We start from the raw sequence: 21788 nt of genomic DNA on the forward strand, positions 1-21788 counted from the left end.
GCATGAACGAGGATTCCGGTCTCACCCAGTTCAGCCTCGGCATCAACGCCTATCGCGTCCTGGCGCCCGAGTCGCGGGCGGTGGGCGTACGCACGCACCAGCTCCGGTTCGACAATCTCGGCGCCGAAGCGGCCGCGGCGTCCGGCAGCCGGGTCGCCGAGGAGTTCCTGACGGCCAGCCGGCTGCGGGCGCACGACCGCGAGGGCGTCCTGTCCGCGTCGGACTACTTCGGCGACGCCATGGTCACCACGCTCGCCCAGCTCGACGACGACCCGGTCGCCACCCACCAGCGCACCGAGCTGCCCGCCTCCGTCGCGGCCACGATGGAGCTCGGCGAGGCCCTGATGCGGCGGCGCAGCGTACGCCGCTACAGCGGGGATCCCGTCACCGCGGCCGAGCTCGCGACCGTACTGCGGCTCGCCGACGGGCTCACCGCGGAGGCCGACGTGGAGCTCCTGCGCGGCGGCCACGAGACGTTCCGCTTCCGTACCGCGCCGAGCGGGGGCGGCCTGTTCCCCCTCGCCCTGCACGTCGTCGCGCTCGACGTGAGCGGCCTGGACGTGGGCGTCTACCGCTACCAGCCGGTCCGCGACGTGCTGGTCAGGGAGGACGGCCAGGCCGGCGTCGACCGCATCCTCGACGCCTTCACCACCCCGGGCACCGCGATCGCCTTCGACACCGCGGCGGCGCTCGTGCTGCTCGTCGCGAGCCCCTGGCGGAGCATGCGCAAGTACGGGCCGCGGGGCCTGCGCTTCGTGCTGCACGAGGCCGGCGCCATCGCGCAGAACATGCATCTCGCGGTGACCTCGCTCGGCCTGGGCTCGACCGACTGCGCCAGCTTCGTCGACGACGAGCTGCACGCGGCGCTCGGCATCGACGGGGTGCTGCGGGCGGCCGTGCACTCGGTGGTCCTGGGGAGGCTGGAGTGAACGGCGACGTCGGGGCGGGCGGCGCGGAAGGACCCGGCGCGGGCCGGGACCTCCTCGTATACCTGCACATTCCGTTCTGCCGCTCCAAGTGCCACTTCTGCGACTGGGTGACGGAGGTGCCCACCGCCGAGCTGCTGCTCAAGGAGACCGACCAGCCACGGCTGCGCTACATCGACGCGCTCTGCCGCGAACTCGCCGAGCGGGGCGCCGCGTTGGCCGCCGCGGGCTACCGGCCGAACATCCTCTACTGGGGCGGCGGCACCGCCTCCATCCTCACCCTGGAGGAGATCGCCAAGGTGGCCGCGGCGCTGCACGAGGCGTTCCCGCTCCGCGCCGGGCTGCGCGAGGCGACGATCGAGTGCAGCCCCGAGACCCTCGACCCCGAGAAGCTCGCGGCCTTCCGCGAGGTCGGCTTCACCCGGCTGAGCAGCGGCGTGCAGTCCTTCGACGACGCGCGGCTGCGCACCCTGGGCCGCAGCCACGACGCGGGCCAGGCCCGGCGCATCGTCCAGGAGGCGGCCGACGCGGGGTTCGACGACATCAGCATCGACCTGATCACCGGCTTCCCCGGCCAGCCGCCCGCCGAGACCCGCGACGCCGTACGCACCGCCCTCGACCTGCCTCTCACCCATGTCGCGCTGTACCCCTACCGGCCCGCGCACGGCACCGTGATGCGCCGCCAACTGGGGCGCGGAAACCGGCACATCGACCGCGACGAGCAGAAGCGCGGGTACGCCGTGGGCGCCGAACTCCTCGTCGATGCGGGCTTCCCGCAGTACGCGATGAGCCACTTCGGGACGCCGGACCACCTCTGCCACAGCGACCTCGCCTACTTCCAGCTCCGCTCCGACTGGACCGGCTTCGGCTCGGGCGCCACCTCGGTGCTCGGCGGCCGCTACCTCTCGCACGCCCGCGGGCGCCTCCTGGACTACAACCGCGACCCGCTCGCCTTCGAGGAGGAGTACGCGCTCGCCTCCGCCGCCATCGCGCCCCGCCTGCTCTACCAGTCCCTCACGACGTACGAGGGCGCGCGCCGGGAGTGGTGGGAGCGGCGCACCGGGCGCCCCTTCGACGAGGTGATGGACCAGCGGGCCTGCCGCACCCTCCTGGACTTCTTCGCCTCCGTCACCACCGTGGTGCGCGACGAGGACGGCCTCCGGCTGCCTCCCGGCGACATCGCCGACGCCTTCATCGAGCTGCAGTACCTGAACGCGCCCCGGCAGGGGCGCACCGATCTGTCCGTGACTGCCGCCGCACTCATGGGCTGACCCGACCGGGAGGAGAAGTCCGTGTCCACGCGACGTACCAGCCGCACCGTGCGCATCAAGTCCGTCTACTCGGTGGTCCCGCACGACCGCGACACGGTGGAACTGCGCTCCGGCGTATGGAATCCGCAGTCCATCACGCTCGTCGACCACAGCGGCGCGGGCCGCCTCAGCACCCTCGTGGGCGGGCTCGACGGCACCAGGGACCGGGCCGGACTCGCCAAGGAGGCGGGCGTCACCCGCACCGAACTGGAAGCGCTCATCGACCACTTGGACCAGCTCGCCGTCCTGGAGCACGGCCCGTCCACGGCGCTCGACGCGTACGTGGACCGCACGGCGGGCGGACGCGTCGAGCAGGCCACGCTGCCCGCCGTACGGGTCCTGGGCGGCGCGGCGGCGGCGCAGGTCGCCGGGCTGCTCGGCGCCCACGAGGAGCTCACCGTCTCCATGCCCGGCGAACACGCCGAACAGCTGCGGCTGCTGGACCAGTGCCCGCTCGACGTCCTGGAGGACGGCCTCGCCTTCGAGCGGTTCGTGGAGCGGTTCGAGGACTGGCGGGGCTGCCTCCTCGTCCACGTCGGCGACGCGGTGCACCCGCTGCGCCTCGCCGTCCTGAACCGGGTCGCGCTCGCGCTCGGCACCCCCTGGATCCAGGCGGCGCTGGACGGCCCGATGCTCCTGGTCGGCCCGACGTTCGTGCCCGACAGCACGGCCTGTTTCACCTGCTTCGAGACCCGCGTGGTGATGAACCTGCGCGAGGGCGCCGCCTACCAGCGCTACAAGCAGGCCCTGGCCGCGTCCGACGGTCCCGGCGCCGAGCACGGCGACGGCGGCACCGGCGTGCTGTCCTCGCTGCTCGCCTCGCACACCGCACTCGAAGCGCTGAACATGGCGGTCACCGGCATGACCAGCACGGTCGGCAAGGTCCTCGGCGTCTACCTGCCTTCGATGGAGATGGTCTACTCCGAAGTGCTCAGGCTGCCTGGCTGCCCCTCCTGCGGCGCGGTGCCCGAACGCGACGGCACCGAGGCCTACTTCGACGTCAGGCGGTGGATCGATGCCTGAGCTACGCACCGCCTCGGGCCTGCGCCTGGTCGAGCCGCCCGACGTGCAGACCAGGCGCCTGCGCCGCCGCATGCACGCACCGCTGTGCGGGCTCATGCCCCAGCTCGGCTTCCTCACCCGCCCCCGGTACGCGCCCCGCCTGATGGTCTCCGGCGGCGACCTCACCGGCGTACACGTCCTGCGCGGACAGCCGCGCCCGAAGCTGGGCAGCTACCACATCGGCGGCTACGGGGTCCGCCCGTACGAGTCGCACATCCGCACCCTGGGTGAGGTCGTGGAGCGCTACGCCGGGTACGTCGCCGCCGTGAGCGGGGCGTTCCCGGTCCGGTTCGCGACCGAGGCCGAACTCGCCGGCGAACCGCACTTCCCGGTCGGCTCCTACCTCCCGTACACCGAAGAGCAGTTGGCCACCGAGGGCTTCCCCTTCCGCCGCCCGCGCCCCGCCGACCCGCTCGGCTGGAGCCGCTTCACCTGCCTGCGCGACGGCACGGACACCTGGGTGCCCGCCCAGCTCACCACGGTCGGCTACGTGATCCGCGACGCCGAGGGAGAGCCGTGGGTGCAGCCCGCCGTCACCACCGGCACCGCCGCGCACACCGACCCGCACAAGGCGGCGCTCGGCGCGCTCCAGGAGATGGTGCAGATCGACGCGGCCGTCGGGCACTGGTACGGCGGGACCAGGTCGGTGCGCATCCGGCCCGGCGCGCGCTGCGCCGCGCTGTTCCGCCTCGTCGCCCGGCACTGCCATCCCCTGGGCGGGCAGCCCGAGTTCCACCTGCTGCCCAGCGCCGACCTGCCCGGCTTCACCGTCGCCTGTCTGATCCGCGAGCCGGGCGGCCAGATCCCCGCGGTCGCCGTCGGCCTCGGGGCCGACGTGTCCCTGGAGTCCGCCATGTACAAGGCGTTCCTGGAGGGCGTCGGTGTGCGGGCGCTCGCGACCTGGACGAGCGTCCAGGACCACGCGGCGGGCGTGGCCCCCGGCGACGAGGCGATCTTCGACCTGGAGAGCAACGTCGTCCTCGCCGCGTCCCCCAAGGGCGCCCGCGTGGTCGAGGCGCGCTACGGCGACTGCGAGGAGGCGGGCGCCGACGACCTGCCGCCGGACCCGGCCGCCCTTGACCCCGAGACGTCCGTACGCACCCTCATCCGCGCCTTCCACGACACCGGCAAACGCCTCTACTGCGGCGATCTGACCACGGTGGACGCCGCCGACCTCGGCTTCGTCGTCGCCCGGTTCTGGAGCCCCGACCTGCTCACGCTCCCGCTGCCCAGCGCCCCGACGGCGGCGCATCCCCGGTTCTCGGCCTACGGAGGGTTCCAGCGGCATGTCCCTCATCCGTTCCCCTGAACTGATCCGCTCCTCTGAACTGATCCGCTCCCCGGAGCTGACCGGTGCCGTTCCGGCCGATACGCGTCCGCTGCTCGCCGCCACCGTGGTCGTCCTCGGCCTCGCGTCGATGACCGTCGCCTCCCACCTGCACACCCGCTGGGCGGGCCTGCGCCGCCTTCCGATGCTCGGCCTGCACCTGGGGGTGTGCGCGCTGGCCGTGTCGGGGGGCGCCGCACTGCTCGGGACCGGCGTGCTGCGGCCCGTGCGGGACGCCGGCTGGGCGGGGCTCGCGGCGGGTCTGCTGCTCGGCCCGCTCGTCGGGTACGCGGCCACGGGCGCCGACCGGTCCGTGACGCGGTGGTGGGGCCGGCGCGCCGGGCACTCCGTACGGGACAACCGGCCGGTGGCGCTGCGCTCGGGGCACGCGCGGCCCGCCGGGGTCGCCGTCGGGGGCGCCGCCGCGGCCGGGCGGCGCACCGGACTCATCGAGGCGCGCAACGACTTCGCGCCGACCTCGGCGGACCTGCGGGTACGGCTGCCGCTGCTGCTCGCGGTGGCGGTGGCGGAGGAACTGGTCTACCGGGGCGCCCTGTTGGGCCTCGCGCTGCGGGCGGGCCCGGTGGTCGTCGTGGTCGCCGCGGTCCTCGGCGTCCAGCTCGTCTTCGCCGTCTCCCACGTGTTCTTCGGCTGGGGCCAGGTCCTCTCCAAGCTGCCGCTCGCCGCGCTGTGCACGGCGGCCGTGCTGCTCACCGGAACGGTGCTGCCCGCCGTCATCGGCCACGCCCTCTTCAACACCCTGGTCTGGCGCTACCACCGGGCGCGCCCCTCGGCGGCCCGCCCTGCCCGACCCGCCGCCTCGACCTGGGGTACGACGCGATGAGTACGCCGCTGCGCGTCCTCGTCCTGGTCTCGGTCGTGGTCGTCTACTACTGGCTCGGCAAGGCCGTGCTGTTCCGCGCCGTGCGGCACCTGGCGGCCGTGACCCGGCTCGGCCCGGCGCGCTGGGGCACCGCCCAGCGCGCGGACGTCTTCGAACTGGCGGCGGCGGGGGCGAGCCACGTCGTCGTGGTGGCGGCGCTCCTCGCGGTGACCGGCATCCCGCCCGGCATGGTCGTCAGTGGCCTTGCCCGGCCCGAACTGCTCGGCCTCGGCGTGCTCCTGGGCGTCGGCGAACTGGCCATCGGCTCCCTGATCTGCCGGGCGCTGATCGAGGTGAGGCTGGCGCGGGGGGCCGGGGCGCGACCGGTTCCTGTCCCGGCGGGCGTGGCGGCCCACTCGGCCGTGGCCGTCCGTCCGCGGGCCGGGGAGGACCACGGTCTCTCCCTGCGCTCCTGGCTCGGGCGCTCGCGCGGCGGCTGGATCCGCCACCACCTCACCGCGTTGAAGGTGCTGCCGCTGTGGGCGGCCCTCGGCCTCACCGGGGTCCAGGTCGCCTCGGAGGAACTGGTGTTCCGCGGCATCGCGCTGACCTGGCTGCGCGACGCGGGCCCCGCGGTCGCGCTCTCCACCTCCGTCGTGCTGTTCGTCGTCATGCAGGCGTTCTTCATGTCCTCCTGGCAGGGCGCGATGTTCCCCGTCGTGGGCGGCGTCGTGATGGGGGTCGTGCACGGCCTGGTGTTCTGGGCGGTGCCGGAGGTGGCGCCGCTGGTCGTGGCGCACGTCGTGTTCTTCGTGTTCGCCGTCATCTGACGTGTGCCGTCATCTGACGTGTGCCGTCATCGGGCGCGTGCCGTCATCGTGTGCGCGCCGTCATTCACCGCGTGGAGTGAGAAGGGTCAGGTACATCCGCCATGGAGCACGGTCTGTCGTTCCTTCCCGATGCCGAACCCCGCGGGCTGCCCGCGCCGGAGTACTTCCGGACGCTGCTCGACCTCAGCCGGTACGCCGACGAGGCCGGGCTCAGCCATGTGAAGATCACCGAGCACTATCTGCGCGCGTACGGCGGCTACTGTCCGAGCCCGCTGGCGTTCCTGGCGAGCGTCGCCGCCGTCACCACCCGGATCCGCCTGATGACCGGCTGCGTCCTGCCCGTCTTCCACCACCCGATCCAGCTCGCCTCGGAGACGGCGATGGTGGACGCGCTCAGCGGGGGACGGCTCGACGTCGGGTTCGCGCGCGCGTACCTGCCGTACGAGTTCGAGGCGTTCGGGGTGCCCATGGACGGCAGCCGCGAACGGTTCGTCGCCACGGTGGACGCCGTCCGGCGCCTGTGGACCGAGGAGAAGGTCGCCGCCGACACGCCGTTCTTCCGGTTCGCCGACGCGACGGCGCTGCCCCGCCCGGTGCAGTCCCCGCATCCGCCGACCTGGATCGCGGCGGTCCGCTCCCGTTCGAGCTTCGCCTGGGCGGGCGAAGAGGGCCACGGACTGCTCGTCACCCCGGCGCTGACCCCGCTGGAGGAGATGGCCGACCACATCGCGGTGTACCGGGAGAGCTTCGAGCAGGCCGGGCACCCCGGCGGGCGCTCACGCGTCCTCGCGTCCCTGCCGCTGTACGTCGGCGAGGACGACCGCGCGGCCTTCGCGACGGCGGACCCGCTGCTCGCCCACTACCTGCGGGTGTGGGCCGAGTCGGCCGACGCGTGGACGTCGACGGTGTCCACGGACTACCGCGGCTATACGGGGATGAGCCGGGCGATCCGCGCGATGACCCCCGAGTCGTTCCGCACGCTCGGCGGCGCGGTCGTGGGCGGCGCGCACCGGGTCACGGACCGCATCCGCCAGATCGCCGACATCCTCGACGTGGACGGCTTCCTGTGGCAGGTGGACTTCGGGGCGGTGGGCGGGGCGGTGGCGCGGGGGTGTGTGGAGCGGTTCTGCGGGGAGGTGTTGCCTGAACTCGGGTGAGGGGGTGGGGGTGGGGGCGGCGATCCCGGCCCGGCGCCCCCCCCCGCTACACCTTGTCCCCGTCGCCTCGAGGGCGGACAGGCTCTCAGATCCAGCCGAGCCGGGCGGCAGCGGCGGCGGCCTCGTGACGGTTGCGGGCGCCGGTCTTGGTGATCGCCCGGGACAGATAGTTGCGTACCGTGCCGGGAGACAGCGAGACGGCGGCCGCCACCTCGGCCACCGTCGCCAACCGCCGCGAGACGCCGAGGACTTCGCACTCCCTCGGCGTGAGGGGACATCGCTCGGTGAGCAGGGCGCGTACGGACAGCTCCGGATCGAGCACGCACTCCCCGGCCATGACCCGCCGGATCACCTCCCGCAGCCCCGTGACCGACACGGCCTTGGTGACGAAGCCGCGCGTCCCGGCCGCCACCGCCCTGCGCAGCTGCGCCACGTCGCCCGCCGTGGTCAGGACGATGCAGCGGGCGCAGGGGCAGCGTCTGCGCAGGGCCGCCACGGTCTCCAGGGCGTTCTCGGTCCGCTCCAGGTCGACCAGGACGACGTCGGGCGTGAGCCGGGCGGCCTCGCGCACCACATCGGTCCTGGCCCCGGCGCCGCCGACCAGACGCAGCCCCGGTTCCTGCTGCAGAAGGCGGGTGAAGGCCTTCCGGTCGAGCGTGTCGTCCTCCGTCACCAGCACGGTGACCTCGCGGTGCCGGGTCCTCACGACGTTGTCGGTCCCCACTCCGTGCCTCCCCCGTAAGACATGCGTGGACATCCTTTCCAGGCTGCCATGCCCTACCGGCCATGCACCCCATGTGATTCCGGCCAAGGCCGGGCGTCCCAGCCACCCCAGACCTTCACACCGGGCCCAGGCCGCGGCCGCGGGCGGACGCCGGTCGTGGAAGCGGGCGGGCGTCCCCGGCGGCGGCGCCGACCCCCCGGTGGCCTGCACGCATACACGCACCCCCGCCGCGCACGGAGCACGGCCCGAGCCGCCCGGCACCCCCGGCGGAGCCCCTGCCCCGCCTCACCCGCGACCCGGACCATTTCCGCCACCCGACGTGCCCCGTCCCGAAGCCGGAAGGAGCCGGTCGCGCCCTCACCCCTCCCCCAACTCGCACCACACGGTCTTGCTGTCGGGCCCTTGCTCCACGCCCCACCGCAGCGACACGGCGTCGAGCAGGGCCAGGCCGCGGCCCGTCTCGTCGTCGCCGCCGGTGCGTCGGAGCAGGGGCCAGGCGCGGGGATCGGGATCGGTGACGGCCACGCGGATCCGACTCCGCGTCCTGGTGAGGCGGACGGTCACGGGGGTGCCCTCGCCGAGGTGCCGGATCACGTTGCTGAGCAACTCACTGACGCAGAGCTGTACGTCGGGGTGCGGGCCGTAGGGGTGCCCGCTCAGGGTGTGGCGAAGCTCGGGGACCGCCTTGGGGACGGCGAGGAGTGCGAGTTCGAAGTCGGGGGCCGGATCTCTCATCGCGGGGTACGCCTTTCCGTGCTCTCTGTGACGGTTCAGTCACACAGTGGCGTGGGGTGGCGTAGCGTGACAGGGGTTTGAGCTCCACTGCGCGAAGTGTGGAAGGCGGTCAACTGTGGCGGCACGCAAGGACATCGACGGCTCGGCGAGTGTCCCCGCCTTCTACGGCAAGGAGCTGCGCTGGAAACGCGAGGCGGCGGGCCGCACGCTCCAGGAGACCGTGGAGGGCAGCTACTTCGGGGCGTCGTACCTGAGTGAGATCGAGCGGGGGCAGCGGCGAATGCCGGTTGATCTGGCCCGCCACGTGGACCGGTTCCTGACGACCGACGGCTTCTTCGAGCGCCGCTGCGCGGACGTGCACAAGGCTCGGAGGAGCAAGCACGCGGAGTACTGCGCCCCGGTCGTGGAGATGGAAGCGCGTGCCAAGGAGATCGAGGAGTGGAATCCTGTGTTCATCCCGGGCCCGCTCCAACTGGAGCCGTACATCCGTGCCGTCGTCGGTGCCAGTTGCCCTCGTGACACCGAGGGGACGATCAAGGCCAAGGTCGAGGCGCGGCGCGAGAGGGCGTGGCTCTTCGAAGACGTGAAGGGCCCGGAGTGCTGGCTCGTCCTGCACGAATCGGTGCTGCGGCAACCGATCATCGAAGCGGACGCGATGGCGGACCAACTCGCCCACGTCGTCACCGTCGCCGAACGGCGGCGCTTCATTCCACAGATCCTTCCGCGGAACTCCGGAGCGCACCCTTTCATGATGGGCATGACTTGGCTCATGACCTTCGCTGACGCCCCGCCGGTGATGTACACGGAGGGCATGTACAGCGGGCAGATCATCGACGAGCCGGATCTCGTGCACCAGTACGCCAGCGCGTACGACCGCCTCAGAGCCGCCGCCCTGCCCCCTGGGGAATCCCTGAACATGATCGCGACAGCAGCAGAGGACTACGCCCAGGGCAAGCAGCGACCCTGATTTCACCGCCGCCCGCTGGCGCAAGAGCAACTACAGCAACGGCTCCGGCGGACTCTGCCTTGAGGTCGCCGCCAACGTCCCCGGCGTCGTCCCGGCGACCGCGTGGGCCCCCTTCGTCGCCGCCGTCAGCCGCGGCGAACTGCCCGCCTGACGGAGGGCAAGGGGCCGCCCGCGAAGGTGGCCCCCGCTGACGGCCTCTCTCGTTGAGCGATGAATCACCTATCCGATTTGACTCGCGTACCTCCACGCCACACCTCGCCGACCAGCGGCACCCCCGGCCGGTACGCCAGGTGGACGTGGCTCGGGGCGTCCAGGAGGGCGAGGTCGGCGCGCGCGCCCTCGCGGAGTACGCCGATGTCGTCGCGGCGCAGGGCCGCCGCGCCGCCCGCCGTGGCCGACCAGATCGCCTCGTCGGGGGTCATGCCCATGTCCCGTACCGCCAGGGCGATGCAGAAGGGGACGGACGACGTGAAGGACGAGCCCGGGTTGCAGTCCGTGGAGAGGGCCACCGTCGCGCCCGCGTCCAGGAGGCGGCGGGCGTCCGGCCACTCGGCGCGGGTGGAGAACTCCGCGCCTGGCAGGAGCGTCGCGACCGTGTCGCCCTGGGCCAGGGCGTCGACGTCCGCGTCGGTGAGGTGGGTGCAGTGGTCGGCCGATGCGGCGTCCAGTTCTACGGCCAGTTGGACGCCGGGGCCGTACGAGAGCTGGTTGGCGTGGATGCGGGGGTGCAGGCCCTTCGCCTTGCCCGCCGTCAGGATCGCGCGGGCCTGGTCGCCGTCGAACGCGCCCTTCTCGCAGAACACGTCGATCCAGCGGGCGTGCGGGGCGCAGGCGTCCAGCATCTCGCCGGTGACGAGGTCCACGTAGGCCGCCGGGTCCTCCGCGTACTCCGGGGAGACGATGTGCGCGCCGAGGAACGTGACCTCCTCGGTGTGGCGGGCCGCGATGCGCAGGGCGCGGGACTCCTCCTCCGTGTTCAGGCCGTAGCCCGACTTCGTCTCGAAGGTGGTCGTGCCCTGGCGGAGCGCCTCGCGGAGGTAGTGCGTGACGTTCGCCTCCAGCTCCGCGTCGGTCGCGGCGCGGGTCGCCGCCACCGTCGTACGGATGCCGCCCGCCGAGTAGGCGCGGCCCGACATGCGGGCGTTGAACTCCTGGGTGCGGTCGCCCGCGAAGACGAGGTGGCTGTGGGAGTCCACGAAGCCGGGGATCGCGGCGCGGCCGTTCGCGTCGTGGGTCTTGTCCGCGGCGGGGGCCTCGGCGGCCGGGCCCACCCAGGCGATCTTCTCGCCGTCCAGGACGACGGCCGCGTCCGTGAGGAGGCCGATGGGGGTGCCGTCACCCTGCGCGGGGTCGTTGGTGACGAGGCTGGCGATGTTGGTGATGAGGGTGGTGGTCATGGGGTCCTCTGCGGGTTGGTGGGGGCGGGCGTCGTGCCTCCGGCGGTTCTTTCCCCGATCCCGCCCCTTCCCGAGAATTCCGGCTCCGCCGGCCGGGGTGGCCGTCGATCACCGGCTTCGCCGAGTTCGTCCTCAATCGCCGGACGGGCTGAAGACTCCGCCCCTGCGGCAAGGGAGAGCGGGGTCGGGGGACACGTCAGTCTCTGAGTGCCGCGATCGCCTGCGTCAGTGCCGACGGCACGTCGGGGACCAGTGCGTGGGAACCGTCCCGTACGATCACGCGGCCCCCCGCCAGCACATGCCGGACATCCGCCCCCGTCGCCGCGAACACCGCCGTCTCCGCGGCCAGGCGCGGGACCGGGCCCGCCGTGCGGACCGAGTCCAGGGTGATGGTGGTGAGGTCGGCCAGGGCGCCCTGCTCGATCACGCCCGCCTCGGGCCAGCCCAGCGCCGCGTGGCCGTCGGCCGTGGCCGCGCGCAGGAGGGCCGCCGCCGTCCAGTGGCCCCGCGTGTGCGAGCGGAGGCGTTCGTTCAGCTCCATCGCGCGTGCCTCTTCGAGGATGTCGATCACGGCGTGGCTGTCGCTGCCCAGGGAGAGAGGGCTGCCCGCGCGCTGGAGGGCGACGGCGGGGCCGATGCCGTCCGCCAGGTCGCGTTCCGTCGTCGGGCACATGCACGTGCCGGACGCGGTACCGCCGAGGAGGGCGATGTCCTCCTCGGTGAGGTGGGTGTTGTGGACGCCGGTGGTGCGCGCGCCGAGTACCCCGTGGTCGGCGAGGAGGCGCGTCGGCGTACGGCCGTGGACGGCGAGGCACGCCTCGTTCTCCGCCGTCTGCTCGGAGAGGTGGACGTGGAGGGGGGCGCGGCGGGCCGAGGCCCACTCCGCCACCGTGCCCAGCTGGCGCGCCGGGACCGCCCGTACGGAGTGGATCGCCGCCCCGATCCGGGCGTGCGCGCGCTCCTTGAGCAGCGAGACACGCTCAGCCCAGGCCTCCGTCGTGCCGTCGGAGAAGCGCAGCTGGTGGCGGTTGGGCGGCTTGCCCCGCGTCTCGGAGAGGAGTCCCGACGCGACGTACGCCGTGTCGAGGAGCGTGATGCGTACGCCCGCGTCCGACGCCGCCTGGATCAGGGCCTCGCCCATCGCGTTGGGGTCGGCGTAGGGGGCGCCGCCGGGGCCGTGGTGGAGGTAGTGGAACTCCCCCACCGTCGTGATGCCGGCCAGCGCCATCTCCGCGTACACCGCCCGCGCGAGCGCGTGGTACGTCTCGGGGGTCAGGCGGTCCGCCACCGAGTACATGACCTCGCGCCACGTCCAGAACGTGCCGGAGCCGACCTGGACGGTGCCGCGCAGGGCCCGGTGGAACGCGTGGCTGTGGGCGTTCGCGAGGCCGGGGACGGTCAGGCCGCGCAGGACCGTCGCGCCGGGCGGCGGGGCGTCGACGTCCTTGCGGACCGCCGCGATCCGGTCGCCCGTGACCTCGACGGCCACCCCCGGCTCGACATTGGTGTCGAGCCAGGCGTGCTCCAGCCAGTATGTGTCCGTCCGCTCCGTCGTCACCTGCACGCCAGCCCTTCCAGTACGTCGGCCAGTGCGGTCACCCCGGCCAGGCAGTCGTCCTCGGCGGCGTACTCGGCCGGGGAGTGCGAGACGCCCGTGGGGTTCCGTACGAACAGCATGGCGGTGGGGATCGAGCCGGACAAAATGCCCGCGTCGTGTCCGGCGCCCGTGCCGAGGACGGGGAGGCTCCTCTCCGAGCGCGCCCCGAGGATCGCGCCCAGCTCGTCGCGCAGGGCGTCCTGGAACTCGACGACCGGCGTGAACGACTCGCGGACGACGTCGAGGTCGATGCCGTGCCGGTCCGCGTACTCGCGGGCCGCCTTCTCGACGGCCGTGACGACCGTGTCGAGAGTGGCCTGGTCGGCCGCCCGCGAGTCCAGCCAGCCGCGGACGAGGGAGGGGATGGCGTTGACGCCGTTCGGCTCCACGGAGATCTTGCCGAACGTGGCCAAGGCGCCCGCGAGTTCGGCCTCCCGGCGAGCGGCGATGACCGTCTCCGCGTACGACAGCATCGGGTCGCGGCGGTCGGCGATGCGGGTCGTGCCCGCGTGGTTGGCCTCGCCCCGGAAGTCGAAGCGCCAGCGGCCGTGCGGCCAGATCGCGGAGGCGATGCCGACGGGGTCGCCCGAAAGGTCCAGGGCGCGGCCCTGCTCCACGTGCAGCTCCACGAACGCGCCGATGCGGGCGAGGCGTTCGGGGTCGGGTCCGATGCCGTACGGGTCGTACCCGGCCGCCTCCATCGCCTGCGGCAACGTCACCCCGTCGCCGTCCCTGAGTTTGTGCGCGGCCTCGACGGTGAGCTGCCCCGCGGTGAGCCGGGAGCCGACGCAGGCCAGGCCGAAGCGGGCACCCTCCTCGTCGCCGAAGTTGACGATGGCGATGGGGCGGGTGAACTGCGCACCCCTGGCGCGGAGTTCGTCCAGCGCGGCGAAGGACGAGACCACGCCGAGGGGGCCGTCGAAGGCGCCGCCGTCGGGGACGGAGTCCAGGTGCGAGCCGGTGACCACGGCATTCCCGGCCGCCGGGTCGCCGAGCCAGGCCCACTGGTTGCCGTTGCGATCCAGTTCGTAGGTCAGGCCCCGCGACTGCGACTGCTGCACGAACCAGGCACGGCAGTCCGCGTCGGCCGGTGTCCAGGCGTAGCGGCGGTAGCCCCGGGTGTGGGCGTCCCGGCCGATGGGGCGCAGGTCCCGCCACATCTCCTGGAAGGACTGGAAGGAGGGGGTGGACTGGAAGGAGGGGGTGGACGGCGCGGGGCTCTGTTCCGGACTCCGCTCCTCGACCGCCCAAGGGGCTGAGTCACTCCCGCCCGGAGGGATTGAATCGCTCCCACCCGCCGGCTCTCCGGTGCGCTTCACGCGCCGTCACCCTCCCGCATCGGAACCCGCACGCCCTTCTCGTCCGCCACCGACTCCGCGATGTCGTACCCGGCGTCGACGTGCCGGATGACACCCATCCCGGGGTCGTTGGTCAGGACGCGGCGGATCTTCTCGCCCGCGAGCTTCGTGCCGTCGGCGACCGAGACCTGGCCCGCGTGGATGGAGCGGCCCATGCCGACGCCGCCGCCGTGGTGGATGGAGACCCAGGAGGCGCCCGACGCGACGTTCACCATGGCGTTCAGGAGCGGCCAGTCGGCGATCGCGTCGGAGCCGTCGAGCATGGCCTCGGTCTCGCGGTACGGGGATGCGACCGAGCCGCAGTCGAGGTGGTCGCGGCCGATGGCGAGGGGGGCCGCGAGGGTGCCGTCGGCGACCATGTCGTTGAACATGTCGCCCGCCTTGTCGCGCTCGCCCTGGCCCAGCCAGCAGATGCGCGCGGGCAGGCCCTGGAAGTGGACGCGCTCGCCCGCCATCTTGATCCAGCGGTGCAGGGACTCGTTCTGCGGGAAGAGGTCGAGGAGCGCCTTGTCCGTCTTGTGGATGTCGGAGGCTTCGCCGGAGAGCGCCGCCCAGCGGAACGGGCCCTTGCCCTCGCAGAAGAGCGGGCGGATGTAGGCGGGGACGAAGCCCGGGAAGGCGAACGCCCGCTCGTAGCCCGCGAGTTGGGCCTCGCCGCGGATCGAGTTGCCGTAGTCGAAGACCTCGGCGCCCGCGTCCATGAAGCCGACCATCGCCTCGACGTGCTTGGCCATGGACTCCCGCGCGCGGGTGGTGAAGCCCGCCGGGTCCTTGGCCGCGTACGTCTGCATGTCGTCGAAGTCGACGCCGACGGGGAGGTACGCGAGCGGGTCGTGGGCCGAGGTCTGGTCCGTGACGATGTCGATGGGGGCGCCCTCGGCGAGCATGCGCGGGAGCAGGTCGGCCGCGTTGCCGAGCAGGCCGATGGAGAGGGGCCTTCGCGCGTCCCTGGCCTCCACCGCCAGCTGGAGCGCGTGCTCCAGGGAGTCGGCCTTCACGTCCAGGTAGCGGTGCTCGATGCGGCGTTCGATGGCGCGCGGGTCGACGTCGATACAGATCGCGACGCCGTCGTTCATCGTGACGGCGAGCGGCTGGGCACCGCCCATGCCGCCGAGTCCCGCGGTGAGGGTGATCGTCCCGGCGAGAGTGCCGTCGAACCTCTTGGCGGCGACCGCGGCGAACGTCTCGTACGTGCCCTGGAGGATGCCCTGCGTGCCGATGTAGATCCACGAACCGGCCGTCATCTGCCCGTACATGGTGAGGCCGAGCGCCTCCAGGCGACGGAACTCCTCCCAGTTCGCCCAGTCGCCCACGAGGTTGGAGTTGGCGATGAGGACGCGGGGGGCCCACTCGTGGGTCTGCATCACGCCGACCGGGCGGCCGGACTGGACGAGCATCGTCTCGTCCTGCTTGAGGGTCTTCAGCGTGCGGACCATCGCGTCGAAGGAGCGCCAGTCGCGGGCCGCCTTGCCGGTGCCGCCGTAGACGACGAGCTTGTCGGGGTGCTCGGCGACCTCGGGGTCGAGGTTGTTCTGCAGCATCCGGAGAGCGGCTTCCTGCTGCCATCCCAGGGCGCTCAGTCCACTGCCGCGCGGTGCCCGTACGGGGCGGGGTCCTGACATGGCGTTGCCTCCTCGCGTGAAGCTGCTGTGAGCCTGCTCGATGCGACTGCTCAGTGCGATTGCTCGATGCGACTGCTCGATGTGACCTTGGTATTCACATCCTGGGGTTCTGAATAGAGCTAGTCAATAGCGAACGAATGCGCGAGTACGTCAGCGGGGTCCCGTGCCGGATGATTGGCTGGATCGCATGGGCCACGACGCAGACAGCCATGACGACGACCACGACCGGACCCAGGTCCTCCGCGCGGACGGCACGCCTGAACCCGTACGCGACCCTGTAGGCGGCCCTGTACGCGACCCCGCCCCCGGCACCGCACCCGTCACCGCCCCCGGCGGCACGCCCGGGCCCTCCGCCGCCGCCCGCCGCGACCAGGCCGTTCGCGCCGCCGTCGAGCAGGGTGTCGTCGGGCCCGCCGCCCCCGTCGCGGGGCTGCTCGACGTCGTCGGCATCCGCGCGAGCGCCGCCGCCCTGCGCGCCGCCTTCGAGGCCGTCACCCCGCCCGGCACCCCCGTTCTGCACGCCTTCGCGGTGAAGGCGGCCCCGCTCGTCCCCGTACTGCGGCTGCTGCGCTCGGCCGGCATCGGCGCCGAGGTGGCGAGCCCCGGTGAGCTGGCCCTGGCCAGGGCCGCCGGGGTGCCGCCCGAGAGGACCGTCCTCGACTCACCCGCCAAGACCCCGGCCGAACTGCGCGAGGCCCTGGCGCTCGGCATCGCCGTGAACGCGGACAACCCCCAGGAGCTGGCCCGCATCGACGCGCTGACCCACTCGGCGCCGACCGACTCCCCCATCGGCATCCGCGTCAACCCGCAGATCGGCGGTGGCGCGATCGGCGCCCTGTCGACGGCGACGCCCACCTCCAAGTTCGGGGTGCCGCTGCGGGACGAGGGCGCCAGGGAGTGGGTGGTCCGGGCCTGCCTGGAACGGCCGTGGCTGACCCGCCTGCACGCGCATTCCGGGTCGCAGGGCATGCCCCTGGAGATGATGGTGCGGGGCGTCGCGGCGACGTACGAGCTGGCCGAGGAGATCAACGAACGTGCCGGGCGCCGGCAGATCGACACCCTCGACATCGGCGGCGGCCTGCCGGTCAACTTCGGCTCGGAGGACGAGACCCCGACCCACGCCCAGTACGCGCGCCGCCTCAAGGCACGGGTGCCGGGGCTGCTCGACGGGCGGTACGGGATCGTCACCGAGTTCGGCCGCTCGCTGCTCGCCAAGCACGGCACGGTGCTGGCGCGCGTCGAGTACACGAAGCGGGCGGGCGGCAGGTCCATCGCCGTGACGCACGCGGGCGTGCAGGTGGCTACGCGGACCGTGTACATGCCTGCCTCGTGGCCGCTGCGGATCGCCGCGTACGACGCCGGGGGCCGGCTCAAGAGTGGGCCTGCCGTCGGCCAGGACGTCGCCGGGCCCGCGTGCTTCGCGGGCGACCTGCTCGCCGAGAACCGTCCGCTGCCGCTGCTCGAACAGGGCGACTACATCGCCGCGTTGGACACCGGCGCCTACTATTTCGCCCACCACTACTCGTACAACAGCCTTGCAAGGCCGGGGATTCACGGGTTCTCGGCGTACGGTGACGCGGTGCGGTTCGCGGTGGTACGGGAGCCGCAGACGCTGGACGCGATCGTGGCGGAGGCGGGTGGGGGCCCCGAACGGGACGCCCTGAGCCACCTCTGACCCTGACCTCCACCCTTCTGCCGACCTTCGGGGGCCTTCCCCCAGGGGCGCGAGGAACTGCGCGACCAGCCGACGACGAGCCGCACCCGCCGGGAAACCACCAGAGACAGACGCGACTGCGGGCCACCCGTGGCTGAGCGCGCAGTTCCCCGCGCCCCTTGAGCACACCTGCGCGCACCGGCCCTCAGGGGCGCGGGGAACTGCGCGACCAGCCCAAAACGGGCCGCACCCGCCAGGAAACCGCCGCCCGTCGAAGCTCTGCGATTGCTCAAGTCGCGCATAGCGACGTGACGCACGGGCAGATCCTTGGCCAGACGTGTTCCCGGTCTCGGGGGAGGCTCCAGTGACGGCATCCGGCACACCCAGCGCACCCGGCACACCCGGCACCACTTCATCGCCCACCGACGACGGCGCCCTGCACCGTGCCATCGGGCCCAAGTTGCTCATCCTCTTCGTCATCGGCGACATCCTCGGCACCGGCATCTACGCCACCACCGGCAAGGTCGCGGGGAAGGTCGGCGGCGCGCTCTGGCTGCCGTTCGCGATCGGGTTCGTCGTGGCGATCCTGACGGCCGCCTCGTACGTCGAGCTGGTCGGCAAGTACCCGAAGGCGGCAGGCGCCGCGCTCTACACCCAGAAGGCGTTCAAGACGCCGTTCCTCACCTTCATCATCGCCTTCATGGTGATGTGCTCCGGGCTCTCGTCCGCGAGCGCCGCCGCCCGCGCCTTCAGCGGGGACTACCTGGGCGAGCTGACCGGGGACGCGCTGCCACCCACCCTGATCGCGATCACCTTCATCGTGCTGCTCGCGGCGTTGAACATGCGCGGCGTCTCAGAGTCCGTGAAGGCCAACGTCGTCCTGACGCTCGTCGAGGTGACCGGCCTCCTCGTCATCCTCGCGATCGGCGCGTACGCCGTGCTGACCGGGGACGGCGAGCCCTCGCGCCTCACCGACTTCGAGGCGAACGGCACCGGGTACGCCCTGATGACCGGGGTGCTCGGCGCCACAGCCCTCGGCTTCTTCGCCTTCGTCGGCTTCGAGGACTCGGTGAACATGGCCGAGGAGACGAAGGACCCGGTGCGCACCTTCCCGCGGGCCATCTTCATCGGCGTCGCGGTGACCGGCACGATCTACGTCCTGGTGGCCCTCGTCTCGTCCCTCCTCGTCGACTACAGGACCCTGGAGGGAAGCAGCGGTCCGCTGCTCGAAGTCGTCAAGGCGGGCGGCGTCGACTTCCCGCACAAACTCTTCGCCCTCATCGCCCTGTTCGCGGTCACCAACTCGGCGCTGATCAACATCATGATGGCCTCGCGGCTCTGCTACGGCATGGCCAACGAACGCATCCTGCCGCGCGCCATGGGCCGCGTCCTGTCCGAGCGCCGCACCCCCGTCGTCGGCATCGTCTTCGTCTCGCTGCTCGCGATCGGCCTGGTCTCGACGGGTGAGATCGAGGGGCTCGGCGACACCACGGCGTTCCTGCTGCTGTGCGTGTTCGCGGTGGTCAACGTGACGGTCCTGGTCCTGCGCCGCGACCCCGTCGGGCACCAGCACTTCCGTACGCCCACGGTGCTCCCGGTCCTCGGCGCCATCACGGCCCTCATCCTCGCGAGCCCCTTGGCGGACCGGCCCGCCGAGGTCTACATCCGGGCCGGTGTGCTGATCGCCATCGGCGTCGTGCTGTGGGGCGTGAACAAGGTGGTGCTCCGGGTGCGCGGCGAGGACTGACACCGCCCCGGGGGACATCTCGATCGCGTGACCGACACATTCGGTCAGTGATGGGCTGCCCAACGCCAGCACCGAACGCGTCCCGTCGGGCTCGGACGCATTCCCGCGGAATATGCCCTTTCACCACGAACCCCGGCCCCGCTGCGTACTTTCCTCTCCACCGGGTCGCGGGAGCGGCCCGGTCGGGTGGTGGGGACCACCCGGTTCCACCTGGGAGGGGGAGGCCGCGTGCCCGGAATCGACGAGTGTCTGTACGAAGCCATGACACTGCCCGGCGCCCGCGGAGCCGCGATCGTCGACTGGACCAGCGGCCTCGCGCTCGGCTCCGTCGGCGACTCCCCCAACGGTGACTACGAGGCGACCGCCGCCGAGACCGCCGAGGTGGCCCGCGCCGCCGCCGAGTACCAGGCGTTCGCACCCGTCGACGACCCGGACGGCGCGGACGGTATGGACGGTATGGACAGTGAGCGCGGTGCGGACGGCGTGGGCGGCTTGGACGGTGTGGGCGGTGCGGCCCGAAAGGGGCTCCCGGTCGAGGACCTCATGCTGACGACCCGGACCGGCTTCCACCTGATCCGCTACGTGGAGACGACCTTCGACAGCAGCGTCTTCCTCTACCTCTGGCTCGACCGGCACACCGGCAACCTCGCCATGGCGCGGCTACGGCTGCGGAGCCTGGCCGAACGGCTGGTGCTGGTATGAGCACCCTGCGGGCCACCGAGCCCGCCACCGCCCCGGGGGCCACCGTCTCGCAGGCCACCCTCCCGGGGGCCACCGTCCCGCAGGCCGTCGGCGCGCCCGCCGTCTCACCCCTGCTGACGCGGCTCGCCGCCGAACGGGCCACCGGCGCCTTCCTGCGCGCCCAGGGCACCCTCTACCTCGTGGACGGGCGCGTCGTGCACGCCGAGAGTCCCGCGGCGCCCGGCATAGACGTCCTGCTCACCGCCGGCGGCGCGCTCGCGCCGCAGGGCTGGCAGGAGGCGCTCTCCATGGCGGGCACCAGGCACGAGGTGGGCAGGGAACTGGTCGCCGGGGGCCACGTCACCGCGGGTGAGCTGGAGATGTGCCACCTCGGCGCGCTCTTCGACGCCGCGTTCTTCGTCCTGGGAGCGGCGAGCGGACCCACCCGGTTCCGCTACGGCGTCGCGCACTGGCTCGGCCGGGTGCGTCCGGTGCCCGCCGCCGTCCTCGAACGCGAGACGCTGCGGCGCAGGGCCCTCCTCGACAGCATCTGGCCCCGGCCCGACGTCGACACGGCGCCGGTCGTGCCCCGCAGGCCCGCGTCCGGCCAGCCGGTCACCGCGCGCCAGCGTGCGCTGCTGCGGCTCGCGGACGGCGTCCGGACCCCGACGGCCATCGCCTGGACCCTCGGCAGGCCGTCGTTCCACACCCTGGTCGAGGTCAGGCGGCTGGCGGCCGCCGGACTCGTGGAGGCCCCCCGAATGCCGGTGCGGGAGCCGGCCTCCGTGGCCCTCCCCTTCCCGGCCGGGACGGAGTGCGCCGACCCCGACATCGCGCTGCTTCGCCGGGTCCGTGACGCGCTGGAGGCGCTGTGAAACCCCCTGCCGCCCCCGGGGCCGGGACCTCGACCGGATGAAATTCTTCGCGTCCTGGCGACGCGCAGGGAGGAGAGAGCTGGTGGCTGCCGAAGCCGACGTACTCGGCGAACTGAAACGGCTGCGGACCCGGATTCCCCAGCTCCGCGGCGCCCTGACGGCCAGCGTCGACGGGCTCCTGCTGGCGCAGGACGCCTCCGACGTGGAGGCGGAGGGCATCTGCGCGCTGACCGCGGCCGCGCTCGGTGTGGCGCTGCGGCTGTCCGACGCCACCCACCAGGGCGGCTTCCGTGAACTGCTCATCCGCGGCGAACAGGGCTACGTGGCCACCTACGCGGCCGGCTCGTCCGCCGTGCTCACGCTGCTCGCCGAGCCCCGCATCAACGTGGGCCGACTGCATCTGGAGGCCCGCCGTTCCAGCGTGGTCATCGGAGAGCTTGTCGACACCGCCGTCGATCGAGCGGAGGAAACCTGACCCATGCCCCCCACCACACCCTCGTCGTCCCCTTCACCGAGGACGCCCGGCAGACGGAAAGGAAGCACCAGGCACATGACCGACACGGAGACCGCACTCAAGGATGCGACCACCACGATCGAGGGCGCCATCGGTGCCGCTCTGGTCGACTACACGAGCGGCATGGCCCTCGGCACGGTCGGGGGCGGAAAGGACCTCGACCTGTCGGTGGCGGCGGCCGGCAACACGGACGTCGTACGCGCCAAGCTGCGCACGATGGAGATGCTCGGGCTCAAGGACGAGATCGAGGACATCCTGATCTCGCTGGGCAGCCAGTACCACCTCATCCGGCTGATGAAGGGGCGCAACAACAACGGCCTCTTCCTCTACCTGGCCCTCGACAAGGACCGCGCCAACCTGGCGATGGCCCGCCACCAGCTCAAGCGCATCGAGACCGGCCTGGACGTCTGACGTCTGACATCTGACGTCTGACATCTGACGTCTGACATCTGACGTCCGGCCGCCCGGCGGCGCCGCGCTCC

Annotated in this window: 20 protein-coding genes and 1 pseudogene; 15 read left to right on the forward strand and 6 right to left on the reverse strand. The window is 72.6% G+C overall.

From position 1 onward, the window contains the following. The first annotated feature begins 2 nt into the window (after positions 1-2). The 7 genes from AC07DI_RS05500 (at position 3) to AC07DI_RS05530 (ending at position 7435) form a co-directional block, all read left to right on the forward strand. Positions 3-929, forward strand: coding sequence for a SagB/ThcOx family dehydrogenase (locus AC07DI_RS05500; protein WP_478902373.1), 927 nt, complete (start codon positions 3-5; stop codon positions 927-929). Next, positions 926-2197 (forward strand): coproporphyrinogen-III oxidase family protein, encoded by a 1272-nt coding sequence (locus AC07DI_RS05505; RefSeq protein WP_478902374.1) that lies wholly within the window; start codon positions 926-928, stop codon positions 2195-2197. The genes AC07DI_RS05500 and AC07DI_RS05505 overlap by 4 nt, the downstream gene beginning before the upstream one ends. A 21-nt stretch (positions 2198-2218) precedes the next feature. Then, positions 2219-3259, forward strand: coding sequence for a TOMM precursor leader peptide-binding protein (locus AC07DI_RS05510; RefSeq protein ID WP_478902375.1), 1041 nt, complete (start codon positions 2219-2221; stop codon positions 3257-3259). Continuing rightward, on the forward strand, positions 3252-4607 hold the full coding sequence (locus AC07DI_RS05515; RefSeq protein WP_478902376.1) for a YcaO-like family protein: 1356 nt from the start codon (positions 3252-3254) through the stop codon (positions 4605-4607). The genes AC07DI_RS05510 and AC07DI_RS05515 overlap by 8 nt, the downstream gene beginning before the upstream one ends. Beyond that, on the forward strand, positions 4585-5469 hold the full coding sequence (locus AC07DI_RS05520) for a CPBP family intramembrane glutamic endopeptidase (protein ID WP_478902378.1): 885 nt from the start codon (positions 4585-4587) through the stop codon (positions 5467-5469). The genes AC07DI_RS05515 and AC07DI_RS05520 overlap by 23 nt, the downstream gene beginning before the upstream one ends. Then, complete coding sequence (locus AC07DI_RS05525; RefSeq protein ID WP_478902380.1) at positions 5466-6278, forward strand: CPBP family glutamic-type intramembrane protease; 813 nt, start codon at positions 5466-5468, stop codon at positions 6276-6278. Before AC07DI_RS05520 ends, AC07DI_RS05525 begins: the two co-directional genes overlap by 4 nt. A 101-nt stretch (positions 6279-6379) precedes the next feature. Next, positions 6380-7435, forward strand: a complete 1056-nt coding sequence (locus tag AC07DI_RS05530; RefSeq protein WP_478902381.1) for an LLM class flavin-dependent oxidoreductase — start codon at positions 6380-6382, stop codon at positions 7433-7435. Between the two features lie 85 nt (positions 7436-7520). Here AC07DI_RS05530 and AC07DI_RS05535 read toward each other — a convergent pair whose 3' ends face one another. Both AC07DI_RS05535 and AC07DI_RS05540 read right to left on the reverse strand, forming a co-directional pair. Next, positions 7521-8159 carry a response regulator transcription factor gene (locus tag AC07DI_RS05535; protein ID WP_384255596.1) on the reverse strand — a complete coding sequence of 213 codons (639 nt, stop codon included), beginning with the start codon at positions 8157-8159 and terminating at the stop codon, positions 7521-7523. A gap of 357 nt (positions 8160-8516) precedes the next feature. Then, positions 8517-8894, reverse strand: a complete 378-nt coding sequence (locus tag AC07DI_RS05540; protein WP_478902383.1) for an ATP-binding protein — start codon at positions 8892-8894, stop codon at positions 8517-8519. 115 nt (positions 8895-9009) lie between these two features. Here AC07DI_RS05540 and AC07DI_RS05545 point away from each other — a divergent pair, with 115 nt between their 5' ends. Together AC07DI_RS05545 and AC07DI_RS05550 are read left to right on the forward strand one after the other, a co-directional pair. After that, a complete protein-coding gene (locus AC07DI_RS05545; RefSeq protein WP_478902384.1) occupies positions 9010-9861 on the forward strand; it encodes a helix-turn-helix domain-containing protein in 852 nt (283 codons plus the stop codon). Positions 9862-9883: 22 nt separating this feature from the next. Further along, a pseudogene (locus AC07DI_RS05550) lies at positions 9884-10012 on the forward strand (DUF397 domain-containing protein); the annotation flags it as partial. A 64-nt stretch (positions 10013-10076) separates the two neighbouring features. On the opposite strand, the gene hutI reads toward AC07DI_RS05550, so the two are convergent. The 4 genes from hutI to hutU form a co-directional block, all read right to left on the reverse strand. Beyond that, positions 10077-11258, reverse strand: coding sequence for an imidazolonepropionase (gene hutI / locus AC07DI_RS05555; RefSeq protein WP_478902385.1), 1182 nt, complete (start codon positions 11256-11258; stop codon positions 10077-10079). Positions 11259-11454: 196 nt separating this feature from the next. Further along, positions 11455-12822: a formimidoylglutamate deiminase gene (locus AC07DI_RS05560; RefSeq protein WP_478902386.1), complete on the reverse strand. Its 1368-nt coding sequence runs from the start codon at positions 12820-12822 to the stop codon at positions 11455-11457. Next, entirely contained in the window at positions 12813-14015 is a 1203-nt protein-coding gene (locus tag AC07DI_RS05565) for an allantoate amidohydrolase (protein ID WP_478902387.1), read from the reverse strand. The genes AC07DI_RS05560 and AC07DI_RS05565 overlap by 10 nt, the downstream gene beginning before the upstream one ends. 155 nt (positions 14016-14170) lie before the next feature. Next, positions 14171-15835 (reverse strand): urocanate hydratase, encoded by a 1665-nt coding sequence (gene hutU / locus AC07DI_RS05570; protein ID WP_384255583.1) that lies wholly within the window; start codon positions 15833-15835, stop codon positions 14171-14173. A gap of 187 nt (positions 15836-16022) precedes the next feature. Between hutU and AC07DI_RS05575 the strand changes: the two genes are divergently transcribed. The 6 genes from AC07DI_RS05575 to AC07DI_RS05600 all read left to right on the forward strand — a co-directional run bounded on the left by AC07DI_RS05575 (position 16023) and on the right by AC07DI_RS05600 (position 21717). Further along, positions 16023-17510, forward strand: coding sequence for a type III PLP-dependent enzyme domain-containing protein (locus tag AC07DI_RS05575; RefSeq protein ID WP_478902389.1), 1488 nt, complete (start codon positions 16023-16025; stop codon positions 17508-17510). A 343-nt stretch (positions 17511-17853) separates the two neighbouring features. Further along, the gene (locus tag AC07DI_RS05580; protein WP_478902391.1) at positions 17854-19236 is read left to right on the forward strand and encodes an APC family permease; all 1383 of its coding nucleotides are present in this window, start codon (positions 17854-17856) and stop codon (positions 19234-19236) included. A gap of 228 nt (positions 19237-19464) precedes the next feature. Next, positions 19465-19938, forward strand: coding sequence for a hypothetical protein (locus AC07DI_RS05585; protein ID WP_478902393.1), 474 nt, complete (start codon positions 19465-19467; stop codon positions 19936-19938). Beyond that, a complete protein-coding gene (locus AC07DI_RS05590) occupies positions 19935-20792 on the forward strand; it encodes a transcriptional regulator (RefSeq protein ID WP_478902395.1) in 858 nt (285 codons plus the stop codon). The genes AC07DI_RS05585 and AC07DI_RS05590 overlap by 4 nt, the downstream gene beginning before the upstream one ends. 37 nt (positions 20793-20829) lie before the next feature. Continuing rightward, complete coding sequence (locus AC07DI_RS05595) at positions 20830-21267, forward strand: roadblock/LC7 domain-containing protein (protein WP_478902397.1); 438 nt, start codon at positions 20830-20832, stop codon at positions 21265-21267. 75 nt (positions 21268-21342) lie between these two features. Continuing rightward, the gene (locus AC07DI_RS05600) at positions 21343-21717 is read left to right on the forward strand and encodes a hypothetical protein (protein ID WP_384255570.1); all 375 of its coding nucleotides are present in this window, start codon (positions 21343-21345) and stop codon (positions 21715-21717) included. Positions 21718-21788: the final 71 nt, after the last annotated feature.

This window comes from Streptomyces sp. NPDC044106 (assembly GCF_056433985.1).

Coding starts and splice junctions, on each gene's coding strand:
- AC07DI_RS05500 (WP_478902373.1), top strand. CDS start 3: ATGAACGAGGATTCCGGTCTCACCCAGTTCAGCCTCGGCATCAACGCC.
- AC07DI_RS05515 (WP_478902376.1), top strand. CDS start 3,252: ATGCCTGAGCTACGCACCGCCTCGGGCCTGCGCCTGGTCGAGCCGCCC.
- AC07DI_RS05520 (WP_478902378.1), top strand. CDS start 4,585: ATGTCCCTCATCCGTTCCCCTGAACTGATCCGCTCCTCTGAACTGATC.
- AC07DI_RS05525 (WP_478902380.1), top strand. CDS start 5,466: ATGAGTACGCCGCTGCGCGTCCTCGTCCTGGTCTCGGTCGTGGTCGTC.
- AC07DI_RS05530 (WP_478902381.1), top strand. CDS start 6,380: ATGGAGCACGGTCTGTCGTTCCTTCCCGATGCCGAACCCCGCGGGCTG.
- AC07DI_RS05540 (WP_478902383.1), bottom strand. CDS start 8,894: ATGAGAGATCCGGCCCCCGACTTCGAACTCGCACTCCTCGCCGTCCCC.
- hutI (WP_478902385.1), bottom strand. CDS start 11,258: ATGACCACCACCCTCATCACCAACATCGCCAGCCTCGTCACCAACGAC.
- AC07DI_RS05565 (WP_478902387.1), bottom strand. CDS start 14,015: ATGTGGCGGGACCTGCGCCCCATCGGCCGGGACGCCCACACCCGGGGC.
- hutU (WP_384255583.1), bottom strand. CDS start 15,835: ATGTCAGGACCCCGCCCCGTACGGGCACCGCGCGGCAGTGGACTGAGC.
- AC07DI_RS05575 (WP_478902389.1), top strand. CDS start 16,023: ATGGGCCACGACGCAGACAGCCATGACGACGACCACGACCGGACCCAG.
- AC07DI_RS05590 (WP_478902395.1), top strand. CDS start 19,935: ATGAGCACCCTGCGGGCCACCGAGCCCGCCACCGCCCCGGGGGCCACC.
- AC07DI_RS05595 (WP_478902397.1), top strand. CDS start 20,830: ATGAAATTCTTCGCGTCCTGGCGACGCGCAGGGAGGAGAGAGCTGGTG.
- AC07DI_RS05600 (WP_384255570.1), top strand. CDS start 21,343: ATGACCGACACGGAGACCGCACTCAAGGATGCGACCACCACGATCGAG.